The 15,370-nt window shown below is 68.0% G+C and carries 14 protein-coding genes; 5 read left to right on the top strand and 9 right to left on the bottom strand.

Features of this window, described 5'->3' with window-relative positions; all coding sequences use genetic code 11:
* The first annotated feature begins 95 nt into the window (after positions 1 to 95).
* Complete coding sequence (locus HNP46_RS31690) at positions 96 to 500, top strand: c-type cytochrome (RefSeq protein WP_184597070.1); 405 nt, start codon at positions 96 to 98, stop codon at positions 498 to 500.
* A 28-nt stretch (positions 501 to 528) separates the two neighbouring features.
* Positions 529 to 2,019 (top strand): aldehyde dehydrogenase family protein, encoded by a 1,491-nt coding sequence (locus HNP46_RS31695; protein WP_184597072.1) that lies wholly within the window; start codon positions 529 to 531, stop codon positions 2,017 to 2,019.
* A gap of 740 nt (positions 2,020 to 2,759) precedes the next feature.
* Here the strand turns inward: HNP46_RS31695 and HNP46_RS31700 are convergent.
* A complete protein-coding gene (locus tag HNP46_RS31700) occupies positions 2,760 to 3,386 on the bottom strand; it encodes a class I SAM-dependent methyltransferase (protein ID WP_184597074.1) in 627 nt (208 codons plus the stop codon).
* A gap of 380 nt (positions 3,387 to 3,766) precedes the next feature.
* Between HNP46_RS31700 and HNP46_RS31705 the strand changes: the two genes are divergently transcribed.
* Both HNP46_RS31705 and HNP46_RS31710 read left to right on the top strand, forming a co-directional pair.
* Positions 3,767 to 4,474, top strand: coding sequence for a 2OG-Fe(II) oxygenase (locus tag HNP46_RS31705; RefSeq protein WP_260403319.1), 708 nt, complete (start codon positions 3,767 to 3,769; stop codon positions 4,472 to 4,474).
* Between the two features lie 39 nt (positions 4,475 to 4,513).
* Positions 4,514 to 4,867, top strand: coding sequence for an SH3 domain-containing protein (locus HNP46_RS31710; protein WP_184597078.1), 354 nt, complete (start codon positions 4,514 to 4,516; stop codon positions 4,865 to 4,867).
* Positions 4,868 to 4,879: 12 nt separating this feature from the next.
* Here HNP46_RS31710 and HNP46_RS31715 read toward each other — a convergent pair whose 3' ends face one another.
* The 8 genes from HNP46_RS31715 to HNP46_RS31750 all read right to left on the bottom strand — a co-directional run bounded on the left by HNP46_RS31715 (position 4,880) and on the right by HNP46_RS31750 (position 14,498).
* Positions 4,880 to 6,340, bottom strand: coding sequence for a mechanosensitive ion channel domain-containing protein (locus HNP46_RS31715; RefSeq protein WP_184597080.1), 1,461 nt, complete (start codon positions 6,338 to 6,340; stop codon positions 4,880 to 4,882).
* Between the two features lie 62 nt (positions 6,341 to 6,402).
* A complete protein-coding gene (locus HNP46_RS31720) occupies positions 6,403 to 7,020 on the bottom strand; it encodes a histidine phosphatase family protein (protein ID WP_184597082.1) in 618 nt (205 codons plus the stop codon).
* A gap of 156 nt (positions 7,021 to 7,176) precedes the next feature.
* A complete protein-coding gene (locus HNP46_RS31725; RefSeq protein ID WP_184597085.1) occupies positions 7,177 to 9,327 on the bottom strand; it encodes an FUSC family protein in 2,151 nt (716 codons plus the stop codon).
* A 102-nt stretch (positions 9,328 to 9,429) separates the two neighbouring features.
* Positions 9,430 to 10,335, bottom strand: a complete 906-nt coding sequence (locus HNP46_RS31730) for a LysR family transcriptional regulator (protein WP_184597088.1) — start codon at positions 10,333 to 10,335, stop codon at positions 9,430 to 9,432.
* A 112-nt stretch (positions 10,336 to 10,447) separates the two neighbouring features.
* A complete protein-coding gene (locus HNP46_RS31735) occupies positions 10,448 to 11,230 on the bottom strand; it encodes an SDR family oxidoreductase (RefSeq protein WP_184597092.1) in 783 nt (260 codons plus the stop codon).
* Positions 11,231 to 11,407: 177 nt separating this feature from the next.
* On the bottom strand, positions 11,408 to 12,415 hold the full coding sequence (locus tag HNP46_RS31740; protein WP_184597094.1) for a zinc-binding dehydrogenase: 1,008 nt from the start codon (positions 12,413 to 12,415) through the stop codon (positions 11,408 to 11,410).
* 58 nt (positions 12,416 to 12,473) lie between these two features.
* Entirely contained in the window at positions 12,474 to 13,277 is an 804-nt protein-coding gene (gene dkgB, locus HNP46_RS31745; RefSeq protein ID WP_184597096.1) for a 2,5-didehydrogluconate reductase DkgB, read from the bottom strand.
* A 21-nt stretch (positions 13,278 to 13,298) separates the two neighbouring features.
* Entirely contained in the window at positions 13,299 to 14,498 is a 1,200-nt protein-coding gene (locus tag HNP46_RS31750) for an MFS transporter (protein ID WP_184597098.1), read from the bottom strand.
* Between the two features lie 150 nt (positions 14,499 to 14,648).
* Between HNP46_RS31750 and HNP46_RS31755 the strand changes: the two genes are divergently transcribed.
* Positions 14,649 to 15,014, top strand: coding sequence for a GFA family protein (locus HNP46_RS31755; protein ID WP_184597101.1), 366 nt, complete (start codon positions 14,649 to 14,651; stop codon positions 15,012 to 15,014).
* The last annotated feature ends 356 nt before the right edge of the window (positions 15,015 to 15,370 follow it).

Below are 15,370 nucleotides of genomic sequence, written 5' to 3' on the forward strand. Positions count from 1 at the left end.
ACAGAGGAAAAGACCCTCCCGCGCGCCGCTGGCAACAATCACCTTCGATGACGCGCGCCCTCCGGCCGCAAGCTGTACTCGAAGGTGATTCCCCGATGTTCCGCACCAAGCTCCGATTCGGCGCCCTCGGCCTGCTGCTGGCCGGCGCGCTGCTGCAACCGATCCTGGCCTTTGCCGGCGACTGCCCGGCGAACGACGCCCAGCAGGGCGAGCAGGTCTTCGCCCGCGATTGCTCGATCTGCCACACCGCCAAGGCCGACGGCCCCGGCATGATGGGCCCCAACCTGCATGGCGTGGTCGGCCGCATGGCCGGCTCGCTCGCCGGCTTCAGCTATTCCCAGGCGATGAAGGGCAAGGGCGCGGCCTGGTCGCGCGACAACCTCGACGCCTTCGTCAGCCAACCCCAGGCCGCCGTGCCGGGAACCTACATGCCCTTCGCAGGCCTGGCCGACGCGGCCGAGCGGCGGGCGCTCACCTGCTGGCTGAGCCAGCAGCACTGAATCCTCAGCTGATTCTTCAGGAGACACCATGAACGCCATTGAAATCCTGCCCCAGGTCACGGCCTTCCTGCAGCGCAAGCATGGCTGCTTCATCGATGGCGCCTGGGTGGTGCCCGAGGGCGCGCGCACCGACGTGCTGAACCCGGCCACCGGCGAGGCGATCTCCAGCGTCGCCGACATCGACACCGACCTGCTCGACCGCGCGGTGAAATCCGCCCAGGCCTCGTACAAGGCCCGCGTCTGGGCTGACCTGCGCCCGGCCGACCGTGAGCGCATCCTGCTGCGCTTCGCCGACCTGGTGGAAGCCAACGGCGAGGAACTGGCCCAGCTGGAAACCCTCAGCCAGGGCAAGTCGATCAACATCTCGCGCATGCTCGATGTGGGCGCCACCGTCGAGTTCATGCGCTACATGGCCGGCTGGGCGACCAAGATCGAAGGCCAGACCCTGAACGTATCCATCCCGCTGCCGCCGGGCGCCAAGTTCACCGCCTACACACGCCGTGAGCCGCTGGGCGTGGTGGCTGGCATCGTGCCGTGGAACTTCCCGCTGATGATCGCCGTGTGGAAGCTGATCCCGGCCCTGGCCACCGGCAACAGCGTGGTGATCAAGCCCGCCTCGGAAACCCCGCTGACCGCCCTGCGCCTGGCCGAACTGGCCTTCGAGGCCGGCGTGCCGGCCGGCGTGTTCAACCTGGTGACCGGCGACGGCCCGCGCATCGGCGGCGGCCTGGCCAGCCACAAGCTGGTCAACAAGGTCTCCTTCACCGGCTCCACCGCGGTAGGCCGCAGCGTCGGCCTGGCAGCGGTGCAGAACATGACCCACTTCGCCCTGGAACTGGGCGGCAAGAACCCGATGATCATCCTCGCCGATGCCAACATCGACAACGCCGTGCAGGGCGCGCTGCTGGGCGGCCTGCTGAACAACGGCCAGGTCTGTGCCGCGGCTTCGCGCTTCTACGTGCACCGCTCGCGCTATGACGAGTTCGTCGAGAAGCTGGCTGCTGCCGTCGCCGGCATGAGCCTGGGCGAGGGCATGGACCCGACCGCGCAGATCAACCCGCTGGTTTCCGCCAAGCAGCAGCGCAGCGTGCTCGAGCACATCGCCCGTGCCGGCGAGCAGGGCGCACGCATCGTCTGCGGTGGCGGGCAGGTGGCCGGCAGCGGCTTCTACGTGCAGCCCACCGTGCTGGCCGACGTGACCATGCAGATGAACGTGGCCCGCGACGAGGTCTTCGGTCCAGTGCTGGCGGTGCTGCCATTCGACGACGAAGAGCAGGCCATCGAGATGGCCAACGACAGCGAGTACGGCCTGGGCGCGAGCCTGTGGACCAACGACCTGACCAAGGCGATGAACCTGGTGCCGCGCATCGAGTCCGGCACCGTGTGGGTCAACGCCCACGTGCTGCTCGACCCGAGCATGCCGTTCGGCGGCGTCAAGCAGTCGGGCATGGGCCGCGAGTTCGGTCGTGCGGTGGTCGAGTCCTATACCGAGATCAAGTCGGTGTGCATTGCGCACTGATTGATAGTGAGAGCAACACCCTCGTTTAGCAGCGGGCCTTCGGGCCCGTTTTTTTTTGCCTGATGGAGGCGGGCATATCCGCGATTGGGTGGTAGGGCCGGCGCTTATTAGGTTGACGCCGATGTTTCCGTATTTCGTAGGAGCGGACTTTGTCCGCGATGCTCTTGCTTGTCGTTGAGGGTTCCAGCGTCGCTTCGGCGTGCGCTGGGAGATTTTGTTTCGCCCCCTCGGGCGACCTACTTTGGCAAACGACCCAAAGTAGGCAAAGGTCTTCGCCCCTGCCATCCGGCTTTTCGCTTCGCGAAAAGTACCCTCGGTTCCTCGGAGTTTCAGGGGGCCGCCGCGAAAGGCCATCCCTGGCCAGTCGCGGCTTGCGCGGCATCCATGCCGCTCTCCCCCTGAAACTCCGATCACCTTCGGCCTCCTGAAAGGGGCACATCGGCGCGCGCGGATGTTTTTCTGGAAGACTTCAAAAGCCAGAGCCAGAGCCAGAGCCAGAGCCAGAGCCAGAGCCAGAGCCAGAGCCAGAGCCAGCGTCAACGGCGATCTGCGAACGTAGGGCGCATAACCCGGAACGGGTTATCCGCCGTTTGCCTCCCAGCGGATAACGCTGGCGCGCTATGCGCCCTACGCTCCTGTAGGAGCGAGCTTGCTCGCGAAATGCACTCTGCAGGGCCTACAGGAGCCTCGTCGTAGGATGGGTGGAGCTTGCGATACCCATGCTGCCCCCCGCCGTCCCCTCAGACCTTGCGCCAGACGCTCGCCAGCCAGGGCTGCTGCGCCCGTGGCAGGCCAGCGGGGCGGTAGTAGTGTTCGAGTTCGAGGAAGCCGGCGTCCTGCAGCAAGCAGGTCCAGTTTTCCAGGTCGTGGTAGGAGCCGTAGCGTCCGGCGTTCCAGCCTTCCTGGTTGTCCCCGCGGGGGTTGGAGCTGAACAGGACACCGCCGGGTTTGAGTGTCGCGTGCAACTGGCGCAGAACGCGCGGCAGTTCGCTGCGCGGGACGTGGAACAGACTGGCGTTGGCGTAGATGCCGTCAAAGCGCGCCACGGGCAGGTCGAGGGCGAGGAAATCCTGCTGCCAGACCTCGCCACCGCTGGCCTGGCGAGCCATGGCGACGAAGTCGGCGCAGCCGTCCAGGCCGACGGGTGCGTGGCCCATGTCGCGGAAGACACAGAGATCACGCCCCGGACCGCAGCCGAAATCCAGCAGGGCGAAAGGCGCCTCGCCCTGGATGTGCCGCAGCAGCGCAGCGATGTTCTGGCTGACATCGTGGTCCCAGGTGCCTTCGCGGAAAGCTTCAGCGCGCTCCTGGTAGTGCTGCAGGGTGACGCGGGAGATGTCGCGCAGGATGGGGTCTTCGGGGTTCATGGCGGTTTTCGGTGTGGGGGATGTCGGTGATTCTACCGCGTCGTTCGGCAGGTGGCCCTGTGCGCTGGAACTTGCCGATTGGAGCGGGCGCTGTATCTCGACGAGCCCTGATGGGTGCAGATTCCGCCGCGGGAGACTTCGCGGACAAGGTCCGCTCCTACGTGAAGTTCTGCGCGGGGACAGCCCTCTCCCTAACCTTCTCCCTTCGGAGCGGGGCGCGCAGCCAGGGCGGGGGAGAGGGGAAATCCGAGGCACGAACGATCAGAAGAAGACAGTTGCTCCTACGTGGGGAGTTTGAAAGCCGGGGTTGGGGTGCGGCGGATGAAGGGGCGATCCTAGACTGAGGTTCCGCATCAGGGACTGTCGTCATGCCCACGCCCATGCCCACAACCAAGAACCTCAGCACCCTCGATTGGCCTGCCATTGCCGAGCAGCTCGACATCGATGGCTACGCCGTGATCCCCGGCCTGCTTGAGCAGAATCAGTGCGAGGCGCTGCGCGGACTCTACGAGCACGACGCGCCGTTTCGCAGTCGCGTGGTCATGGCCCGGCACAACTTCGGCCTGGGCGAGTACCGCTACTTCGCCTATCCCTTGCCTGGCCTGTTGCAGGCGTTGCGCGAAGCCTTCTATGCGCCGCTGAGCGTCATCGCCAACAGCTGGCAGCAGCGCATGGACACCGGCATCGCCTACCCGCAAAACCATGCCGATTTCCTCGCCCAGTGCCACGCTGCCGGCCAGCAGCGGCCGACGCCCTTGCTGCTGCGCTACCGCGCTGGCGACTACAACTGCCTGCATCAGGACCTGTACGGCGAGCTGGCCTTCCCGCTGCAGGTGGCGATCCTGCTGTCGCGACCGGGCGAGGAGTTCAGCGGCGGCGAGCTGGTGCTGACCGAGCAGCGCCCGCGCCTGCAGTCGCGGGTGAGCGTGGTGCCGCTGCAACAGGGTGACGCCGTGGTTTTCGCCGTGGCCCAGCGGCCAGTGCGGGGCGTGCGCGGCTATCACCGGGTCAACCTGCGCCACGGTGTCAGTCGCCTGCATACCGGCGAGCGCTTCACCCTCGGGCTGATCTTCCACGACGCGTTGTGAGGAGTAGCATGGATCGGTCCAGGGAACCGGGAGAGCGACATGCACTACGAAGTGATTCAACGTCACCGCAGCGAATACCCCGCGCCCATCACCTTCGCCAAGGGCGCGCCGCTGTTCGTCGGTGAACGCTACGAAGGCGCCGAGGGCTGGGAGGACTGGTACTTCTGCGCAACGCCCGGCCAGCGCCAGGGTTGGGTTCCGCTGCAGGTGTTCAACATGACCGCGCCGGGCGCCGGGGTGGCGATGGAGGACTACACCGCCCGCGAGCTCGATGTGGAGGTCGGCGAGCGGCTGGAGGGCGGTCGCGAGCTGGGCGGCTGGCTCTGGTGCGTGCGCAGCGGCGGCGAGTCCGGCTGGGTGCCGCTGGACTGCTTGCAGGAAGTCGGCGCCTGATCCCGCGTGGGGTCAGGCCTTGTAGCGACGCCCGGCGTGCTGTTTGATCCAGGCCATCAGCCCGCGTTGCTGCACCACGGTCGGTTGTTCCACCAGCAGCGCGGCGCTGGCCTTCTGGCGGAAGTCCAGCAGCCGGCCCATGGCCTCGGCGATCTCCTGGCGCGCTTCCATGCAGGGCGCCAGGGTTTCCCTGTCGATGTAGTAGGCGGCGCCGTCGCTGATGGCGGTGAACTGCGCCTGCCATCCAGCACCGCTGAGCACACCGGCTTCGCCGAAGACTTCGCCCGGCCCCATACGGCCGGCCTCGATGGTCTGGCTGTCGTGGGGCAGGGTGACGCTGACCACGCCCGAATCGATGATCAGCAGACGCTCGCTGACATCGCCCGGGGCCAGCAGCACTTCGCCGCGCTTGAACGGCCGGCGCTGCATGCGCGTCGCCAGTTCGTCGCGTTCCTCGTCCCGCAGCGCGTCGAACAGCCCGGAGCGCACCAGCAGCGCCCGCGCCCGTGAGGCGCTCTCGCGCATCGGTGCGTCGGCCTCGGCCAGCAGGTTGATGCCGGCCGCCTGCAGGTGGCGGTAGGCGAGGTCGAACAGCTGGTTGCGCACCTCGCGCTTCTCGCCCATGGCGGCGACGAAGCCGCTCATTTCGTACTCCACGCCGTCGGGTGCGGACTTGCGTACGCTCACTGCCGGTGCCGGCGTGGCCAGCAGGGCGCGGCAGCCGCCCAGGGCGTGCTCCAGAGCTTCGATCACCTTGCGTGGGCGGATATGCGGGCTGACCGTCAGGCTCACGCTGACGCCATAGAGGTTGGCCGGGCGGCTCAGGTTGAGCACCTTGGCCTTGGCCGCCAGGGAGTTGGGCACCACGGCCAGGGTGCCCTGGGAGGTCTGCAGGTAGGTGGAGCGCCAGTCGATCTCGGTGACCTTGCCCTCGATGCCGTCGATGGAAATCCAGTCGTCCAGCTGGTAGGGCTTGGTGGTGTTGAGCACGATGCCGGAGAACACGTCGCTCAGGGTGCTCTGCAGCGCCAGGCCGAGGACGATGGCAACCACCCCGGAGGTGGCCAGCAGGCCCTTCACCGGCAGTTCCAGCACGTAGCCGGCGGCGGCGATGATGGCGATGAGGAAGATCAGCGCGCCGACCACGTCCTGCAGCAGGCGGCCGCCGTGGCCGATGCGTTGCACCAGGAGGAAGCCCAGCACCACCGTCAGGCAGCGCGCGGCGAACAGCCACCAGAAGATCTGCACGGCGGTGGCGACCATGTGGCTGGGCAGGTCGTCGGGCCAGGGCGCGGCGCGCAGCGGGTTCATCCCGGCGTTGAACAGCAGCAGGCTGAACAGCAGGAAGCACAGCAGGCGCGCCGCCAACCGCCAGTGCGGATGCGCCGGACCGACCAGCCGCCAGAGCAGCAGGTCGATCAGCAGCAGGATGGGCGCGGCGAACAGGGGATGGGTGGTGAGCAGGGCGGGCATCGAGCCTCTCCTTGGAACGATCGCAAGAAGATGGCACAGATCAGGCTGTTGTGGCAGCGGCTTCAGCTCGGGTTGCGCGGGGCTACCAGGTTGCGCCACTCATCGGTCTCGACTTCGCCGGCGATGCGCAGTGGCGGCTGGCTTTCGTCGAACAGCACCAGGGCGCTGCCGTACTCGGGGGTATCGGTCTCGCCGACCTTGAGGTTCTCGCGCAGCAGGTCGAAGCATTCGCTGTGGGTGACCAGCACCAGGTTGCGGTGCGCGGCCTTGTGTTCGCGGATCTGCGTGGCGAGGTCGCCGTCCTTGCAGGTGAGCAGCCAGTCCTGGCGCGCGATGGGCTGGTCGAACATCAGGTCGGCGGTCTGCGCGGTGCGGTTGGCCGGGCTGCTGTAGATGTCGGTGGCGGAGAGGCCGAGGCGGGCGATGCTCTCGCCCATGCCCTTGGCGAGCACGGCGGCACGGGCGGTGATGCCGTCGGCAGCGCCCAGGCATTCAGCGCTGGAGCGGTCGCAGCGCTCCATGTGGCGAACCAGCAGGACCACGCCGCCGCGGGCCCAGTTCTGGGCGAACAGGCTGCTGCTCGGCACTTCGTCCAGCGGCGAGGGGAGCCAGCGCCAGGCAACCAGGGCGAGGGTGGTACAGGCGAGCAGGGCAGCAGCCGGAAGGCGAAGGCGGGGCAAGGGGCATCCTCGTGCGCAGGCGTCCGCGCGGAATGCGGGAAGCTGGAGGCATGTTGCACCGGGCGGGTGACAATCACGCGATGGGTTGATGACGAAGCGGTGATGAAAGTTCCGCCAGCCCATCGGAAGCTCCGGGTCTGCTGGACCCAGCCGGGATCAGCGGGCAGGCAGCGCGGCCGTGCTGTGATCGCTGGGGAAGGCGCTGGATTCGCCATACAGGTCGCGGAAGCGCTCAAGCAGGTCCGCGGCCACCAGCAGCGCTGCAGCGCTGTCGAGTACCGGGCGCCTGGCGTCGCCGTGGCTGTGCAGGTCGTCCAGCTCGCTGCCCAGCTCGCCCATGGCCAGCAGCACGCGGCGCAGCGGTGCGGCGGGGGGCTGGTCCAGGCAGGCGGCCAGCTCGTCGAGCAGCAGCGACAGGCGCTGCCGAAGGGCTTGTGGCAGACCTTCGGCGTCGAGGCTCTCGCGGCGCAGCTGATGCAGCGCCACGCCCAGAGTCATGCTCGCCAGGCTGCACTGGAAGCGCTCGTCGGACTGCCCATCGCGTGCCGCCGGCAGCAGGCCGAGCAGGATCGCCAGGCGCTCGACCAGGCGGCTCTCGAAGAGCAAGCGGCGCGTCTCGCTGGGCTTGGACAGCAGCACCGAGCGCACCTCGGCGCGGGTGCGCCGCGACTGCCGGCGCAGGCGCGCATCGCCATCGAAGGGGAACACCCAGGCATAGATCAGCAGGGCCAGCACGCCGGCACTCACATAACCGCCGGCGAACTTGAACCACTGCAGCGCAGTGTCGACCCAGGCGCCCTGGCCCTGCGGACCGACCAGCAGGAAGATCGACAGACCCAGGCCGACGCCGATCCCGGCGGTCTGCGGGTTGGCCAGCCCCACCGCGATCACGTAGAGCAGCGGGGCGAGGAACAGCGCGAGCATCTCCAGGTCGCCGACGCTGGGCAGCAGCAGGAACTGCAGCAGCGCCGCGGCCACCACTGCCATGGCCAGCCCGCGCAGGTAGGCCAGGCTCGCCAGCAGCGGGCGCGGGAAAGTGGCCAGCAGCGCGCAGAGGATACCGATCAGCAGCATTCCGGCGCGCGCGCCGTCCCAGGCGGTTTCCACCCATAGCCAGCCGGCGCAGCACAGGGCGACGAAGGCGCGGGTGGCGTTCATCGCGGCGAGGTGGAAATCCAGGTGCAGCGCCTGGGTCTGGCTCTGCCGGCAGGAACTGCTGCCGGGGCGGCCCTCCTGGATCGCCTCGCCCAGCTCGATCATCCCGTCCAGCTGCTGCATCAGCCGCGCTCGCTCGAAGCGCAGCGCCCAGGACAGGGAGCGCAGCGAGGTGGGCGGACCGTCAGCCAGCTCCCCGGCCTGCCGCGCGGCGGCGTCGAAGCGCTGGCGCAACCGGGTGATGCGCCGGCGTACGCTGCCAGGCAGGGCGCAGCCGAACTCGGCCAGTGCCTCCAGGCAGGCCAGCTCGTCCTGGCGCAACGGGCGAACGGACTCGGGCAGCGAGCCGCTCCGGTGCGCTTCGAGCAGCTTGCGCTGGCGCCGCAGCAGAGCCAGACGCGAGGTCATCAGCATCAGCTGGTTGGCCAGTTGCTGCACCAGCGCGTTGGCGCCGTGCAGGTGCGGGGCGTCGAAGTACAGGTGGCGGCGCAGCATCTCCAGGGCGGCGATCTCGCCCAGCAGATGCTTCTGCCGTTGCTGGAAGTCCGCCTCCGGCTCGTCACCGCGGATCACGGCGGCGGCGTGCACGGCGATCAGGCGGAGCAACCGGTCGACCTTGGCGAAACAGCCGCGCGCCACACTCTGCGGGCGGGCCAGGAACAGGCTGACCAGGGTCACGCAGGCCACGCCCAGCAGGGCTTCGCTGACGCGGGTGATGGCCTGGGCGTAGCTGGACTCGGGTATCGGCTGGGCCAGCAGGGCGATTATCACCGCGCTGAAACCGCTGAGCACGAAGGCGTGGGAGTAAGTGAAGCGCAGCAGCGTGGCGCCGGCGGTGCAGAGCGCCAGCCACAGCGCCAGGCTGACGACGAAGGGCAGCGGCGCCTGGGCGAACAGCGCCACGATCGCCACGGCGACCAGGGCACCGATGGTGGTGCCGAGCACCAGGGCGAAGCTCTTGTGCAGGGTCATGCCGGCCAGCGGGGTGCTGATGATCACCACTGTCATGGTCGCCCATTTGGGCTGGTCGAGCTCCAGCAGGAACGCCAGGTACAGCGTCAGCAGACCCGCGAGCACGGTGCGCAGGGCGAACAGCAGGGTATCGCGGCCAGGGTGGAGGATGGCGCGCAGGTACAGCAGCATGGGGGACATGCCAGGCCCTCTGGTCTTGGCGGGCGGCACGGCGTTGCAGCGCAGTGCCGGCGAACCCTGATCAGTGTGGTCGAGGTTCGGCGGCTTTGCGGGAATTTTCCTTCAGCCGGTGGCGTGCAGCGATTGCGCCAGACGCTCCTGGATGAAGTCGAGGAAGCACTGGATGCGCAGCGCCAGCTGGGAGTTGCGGTAGTACACCGCGTGGATCGGCTGGCGCCGTTCGCTGGTGATCTGCGGCAATACGCGGACCAGGCGCCCGGCGCGGATGTCGTCGCAGGTCATGAAGCTGGCGAGGCAGGCGATGCCCTGGGCGCCGATGGCCAGCTGGCGCAGGGTTTCGCCGCTGGAAGCCGACAGCGAAGGGTTGACCGTCAGGGTGTCGCCACCGGCGTGGCGGATCGGCCAGACGTTCAGCGCCTCGGGCTGGGTGAAGCCGAGCAGCGAATGGCCCAGCAGTTCCTCCAGGTTGGCTGGCGTGCCGTGGCGCTCCAGGTACGCGGGGGCGGCCAGCAGGTTCAGCCGGCTGCTGCCCAGCGGGCGGGCGTGCAGGCTGGAGTCGGCGAGCTGGCCGATGCGGATGGCGATGTCGGTGCTCTGCTCCAGCAGGTCGATATTCAGGTCGTTGGTGTTGAGCTGCAGTTCGATGTCCGGGTATTGCTCGCGGAAGGCACCGATGTGCGGTACCACGGCGTGCAGCATGAAGGGCGAGGCGGCGTTGATCCGCAGGCGTCCGGCCGGGGATTGCTGGCGCAGGGCGAGGCGTTCTTCCAGGGCATCCATCTGTTCGAGGATGTGCCGGGCGTTCTCGAGGAAAAACTCGCCTTCCTCGGTCAGCTTCATCCGCCGCGTGGTGCGGTTGAGCAGGGTGGTGCCGAGTTTTTCCTCCAGCTTCGACAAGGCCCGGCTTACCGCAGAGGGCGTCAGCCCCAGCTGTTCGGCGGCGGCAGTGATGGAGCCGCAGTCGATCACCGTGGCGAAGGTCTTGAGTTCGTCGGAGTGGGCTTTCATCGGTGGACCTGTTCGGCAGCGGCGGGGTGGATTGTAGGAGCGGCCTGGGCCGATTGTCAGCGTATGCGTAGGGGAGATAGGCGCCAGGTGCGGGGCATGATGGGGGCCGAGGTCAGTAAGTCCCCGGATAGGCCCCGCCATCCAGCAGCAGGTTCTGCCCGGTCAGGTAGCCCGCCTGGGCGCTGCACAGGAAGGCGCAGAAGGCGCCGAATTCCTCGGCGGTGCCGAAGCGTCCGGCGGGGATTTCCTGTTTGCCGGCCTCTACCAGTTCGGCTTCGTCACGGCCGCTGAGAGTCGCTGCGCGGTGGTAGCCGCTGCGCAGGCGGTCGGTATCGAAGGAGCCTGGGAGCAGGCCGTTGATCGTCACGTTGTTGCCGGCAACCTGGGGCTGGCGGGCAACGCCGGCGACGAAGCCGGTCAGGCCGCTGCGCGCGCCGTTGGACAGGCCGAGGGTGGCGATGGGCGCCTTCACCGAGCCGGAAGTGATGTTGACGATGCGCCCGAAGCCGCGCTCGGCCATGCCGTCGAGGGTGGCCTTGATCAGCTCGATGGGCGTGAGCATGTTCAGCTCCAGGGCGCGCAGCCAGTCTTCGCGCTCCCAGTCGCGGAAATCGCCGGGCGGCGGCCCGCCGGCATTGTTGACCAGGATGTCCACCTGCGGGCAGGCGGCCAGCAGCGCGGCGCGCACGTCCGGTTGGCTGATGTCGCCGGCCACTTCGCGCACTTCCACGCCCAGCTGGCGCAGCTCGGCCGCGGTGGCGGCGAGGGTGTCGACGTCGCGGGCGTTGATCGCCAGGTTCACGCCCTCGCGGGCCAGCGCCAGGGCACAGCCACGGCCAAGCCCCTTGCTGGCGGCGCAGACGACGGCCCAGCGGCCCTTGATACCCAGATCCATGCTGTTCTCCTGTTTGTTCGGCCGGATTTTCCGGGGGGCATTTTTGTAGGATGGGTGGAGCGCAGCGATACCCATGCGGCGGGTGCACGGCATTGATGGGTATCGCTGCGCTCCACGCCATCCTACGAGGTGTTCGTCCTGCGAGCCGGCGATTCGGCGTTACCTGGAGCGTTCCGGTCAGGCAATGACCATCGGCGCCGGCAGGCGACTGATCCATTTACCGCTGCCTTCGCCGGACTTCAAGCGGCGCAGTGCTTCGGGCAGCTCGGCGAAGTCGAAGAAGCGCTTCGCCGGCGCCTGCAGCTGGCCGTCGGCGACAGCCTGCAGCAGGCCCGCGGCCGCCTGGTGCAGTTCCTGCCAGTCGAGCGACTCGCCATGGGCATGGATGCTGTTGAGCGCCACTTCGTGCAGCGAGATGGCGGTGCTGAAGGCCGGCAACGGGGCGCTTTCCTGGCGATCCTGGATGCACACCAGGTGGCCGTTGTAGCCCAGCAGGGGGGCGAGGCTGGCGGCGTGGTTGCCGCTCACCGTGTCGAAGATGCCGTGCAGGCGGCGCGGACCGAGGGCTTCGCGCAGCTGCTGGGACCACTGGCCGTCGCGGTAGTCGAAGACCCCGGCGATGCCCAGTTGCAGCAGGTGCTCGCGGTGCCTGGCCGAGGCCGTCACCCACACGCGCAGGCCACGTTGCAGCGCGAGTTGCGCCAGCAGGTAACCGACCGCGCCGCCGGAGCCGGTCACCAGCACGTCGCGGTTGCTGCAGGCCGGCAGCTTGTCCAGCGCCTGCCAGGCGGTGAGGCCGGGGCAGGGCAGGCTGGCGGCCGTGGCGTCATCCAGCGCATCGGGCACCGGGTAGACGGCGCGGGCGCGCAGCAGGGTGTATTCGGCGAAGCTGCCGCCGCGGGGCAGCGCCTGGTGGTAGGCGACGCGGGCGCCGGCGCGCAGGTTCACTTCGCTGCCCGCTGCGATGACGATGCCGACGCCATCCACGCCGGGCACCTGGCCCTGCTGCCAGTCGTCACGGCCCCAATCGATCATCTTCCAGTCGACGGGATTGAGGGCGATGGCGGTGTTGGCCACCAGTACTTCGTCGGGCCCCGGGGTGGGCACCAGCAGTCGGGCCAGGCTCAGGCCGTCGAGGCCGGCGCCGGGCGTCCAGGTCCAGGCGGCGTAATCGTGGTTACTCATGGGGACTCCTTGCAAACGGCGAAGCCGCCCCGAGGGGCGGCTGGCGAACAGCGGCGGATCAATCCCAGGCCGGGGCCAGGCTTTCCGGGCTGGTGATGCGTTCGTTGCGGTCCAGCGCTGCGATGGCGGCCATGTCGGCATCGGTCAGGCGCAGGTCGACTGCGCGCAGGTTGCCTTCGAGGTTTTCGCGCTTGGTCGAGGACGGGATGACCGAGTAGCCCAGCTGCATCGCCCAGGCCAGCGCGACCTGCGCCGGGCTGGCGCCGTGATGTTTGGCGATCTCTACGATCACCTCGTCGCCCAGCACCTTGCCGTAGCCCAGGGTCATGTAGGAGGTGATGTGAATGCCCTGGCTCCTGGCGAAGTCCGCGACCTTGCGGTTCTGCAGGTAGGGATGCAGTTCCACCTGGTTGGTGGCGATCTGGCCGGCGCCCACGGCGGCGATGGCCTCCTGCATCAGCGCGATGGTGAAGTTGGACACGCCGATCTCGCCCGTCAGGCCCTGGGCCTTGGCCTCGGCCAGGGCGCCCATGAACTCGGCGACCGGTACCTGGCCCTTGGGCGACGGCCAGTGGATCAGGGTCAGCTCGACGCGGTCGGTGCGCAGCTTGTGCAGGCTGTCCTTGAGGCTGGGAATCAGCTTGTCGGCGGCGTAGTTCTCGGTCCAGATCTTGGTGGTCAGGTACAGCTCGTCACGCTTGACCCTGGCGCCGGCGATGGCTTCGCCGACCTCGGCTTCGTTGCCGTAGATCTGCGCGGTGTCGATGGCGCGGTAGCCCAGCTCCAGCGCGGTGCGGATCGAGTCGATGACGGTCTGGCCCTTGAGGCGGAAGGTGCCGAGGCCGAAGGCGGGGACGCTCATGGAATAACTCCTTGTGGTCGTTCAGTGAGTGGGAACCGCGCCGGGGGCGGCCGGTTCCATGGAATTGCTGCGATCCAGGCGACCGCTGAGCACGGTCAGGCCGAAGGCGGCGAGGGTGACCAGGGCGGCGATCCAGGGCGTATGGCCCAGGCCCAGATGACTGACCACCAGCCCGCCAGCCCAGGAGCCACCGGCCACGCCGAGGTTGAACGCGGCGATGTTGAAGCCAGCGGCCACGTCCACCGCTTCCGGCGCCACGCGCTCGGCCTGCTGAACCACGTAGACCTGCAAGCCCGGTACGTTGCCGAAGGCGACTGCGCCCCAGGCCAGCACCGTCAGCACCACCAGCCATGGGTTGCCGGCGGTTAAGGTGAGTACCAGCAGTACCGAAGCCAGCAGGCCGAAGATGATCTTCAGCGCGCTCACCGGGCCGCGTTTATCCGCCAGGCGCCCGCCCCAGATATTGCCGATGGCCACCGAGACACCGTAGGCCAGCAGCACGGCGCCGACCATGTTCGGGCTGAAGCCGGCGAGGTCCTGGAGGATCGGCGCGAGGAAGGTGAAGGCGATCAGCGAACCGCCGTAGCCCACCGCCGTCATCGCGTAGACCAGCAGCAGACGCGGCTGCAGCAGCACGCGGGCCTGGCGCAGCAGCGGCGCCGGCGGGCTGTGCTGGATATTCTTCGGCACGAACAGCAGGCTGCCGAGCAGGGCGACCACGCCGAAGGCGGCGACCACCAGGAAGGTCACGCGCCAGCCCAGGTGCTGGCCGATGAAGGTGCCCAGCGGAATGCCGGTGACGAAAGCCACGGTCATGCCGCTGAACATGGTGGCGATGGCGCTGGCGGCTTTCTCCTTGCTCACCAGGTTGGTGGCGATGATCGAGCCGACCGAGAAGAACACCCCGTGGGCCAGGCCCGTGAGGATGCGCGCGACGATCAGCGACTCGTAGCTGGGCGCCTGCCAGGCCACCAGGTTGCCGACGGTGAACAGCGCCATCAGGCCGACCAGCAATGCCTTGCGCGGGATGCGCCCGGTCATGGCGGTGAGCAACGGCGCGCCGATGGCGACGCTCAGGGCGTAGAGGCTGACCAGCAGGCCGGCGGAGGGCAGGGTGACGCCCAGGTCGCCGGCGATGGTGGGGATCAGGCCGACGATGACGAACTCCGTCGTGCCGATGGCGAAGGCGCTGAGGGTGAGCGCCAGAAGGGCGAGGGGCATGGAGTGGGCTCCGGACAATGGATGCGATGGGCGGCATTGTCCGCAAGTCCGCCTGTGAGAAAAACGCGGTGAAGGGCAAAGGATAGTTGAGCTCAAGTCACGAATTGCTCGGCGGTCTACGCTGCAGAGACTTCGTATGAGGATTTCGCCATGCACTACACCGGCACCTGCCACTGCGGCGCGGTGGCCTTCGTCTTTGACGCCGACCTGGATGAACTGGTGCGCTGCGACTGCTCGCTGTGCGGCAAGCGCAATGCCCTGATGGCCACGGTGCCCAAGGATGCCTTCCGCCTCACCCGCGGCGATTCGGCCTTGCGCCTGTATCGCTGGAACTCTGGGGTGGCGCTGCATTATTTCTGCGGGACCTGCGGCATCTACGTCTACCACCAGCGGCGCAGCAATCCGGCGTTGCTCAGCGTGAATGCCTGCTGCATCGACGGGTTCGACCCGGAGGCGCTGCCGGCACGGCGGGTGGATGGTAGGAGCATGAGCGTTGTGGCGGGAAGGAATTCGTAGGGGCGATTCACTTCGCTGTCCGCCTGAAATCCTGGAGTCCGCCGCGGTGGATTTCGCGGACAAGGTCCGCTCCTACGCCAACGGGAAAGCCCTCAGCTTCGTAGGGCGCATAACGCGTCAGCGTTATCCGCCGGAAGGCAGACGGCGGATAACCCGTGCCGGGTTATGCGCCCTACGCTCGCAGATTGCCGCTGGCTCTAGCTCCTGCTCTGGCATTTGAAGTCTTCCAGCGAAACATCCGCACGCTCCGGAGTGCCCCTTTCAGGAGGCCGAAGGTGATCGGAGTTCCAGGGGTTGAGCGACATGGATGTCGCGAGAGCTGCGATGGGCCAGGGATGGCCCTTCGCAGCGGGCCC

Origin of the sequence: Pseudomonas nitroreducens, assembly GCF_014204515.1 — a bacterium.
Taxonomy (GTDB): domain Bacteria; phylum Pseudomonadota; class Gammaproteobacteria; order Pseudomonadales; family Pseudomonadaceae; genus Pseudomonas; species Pseudomonas nitritireducens_A.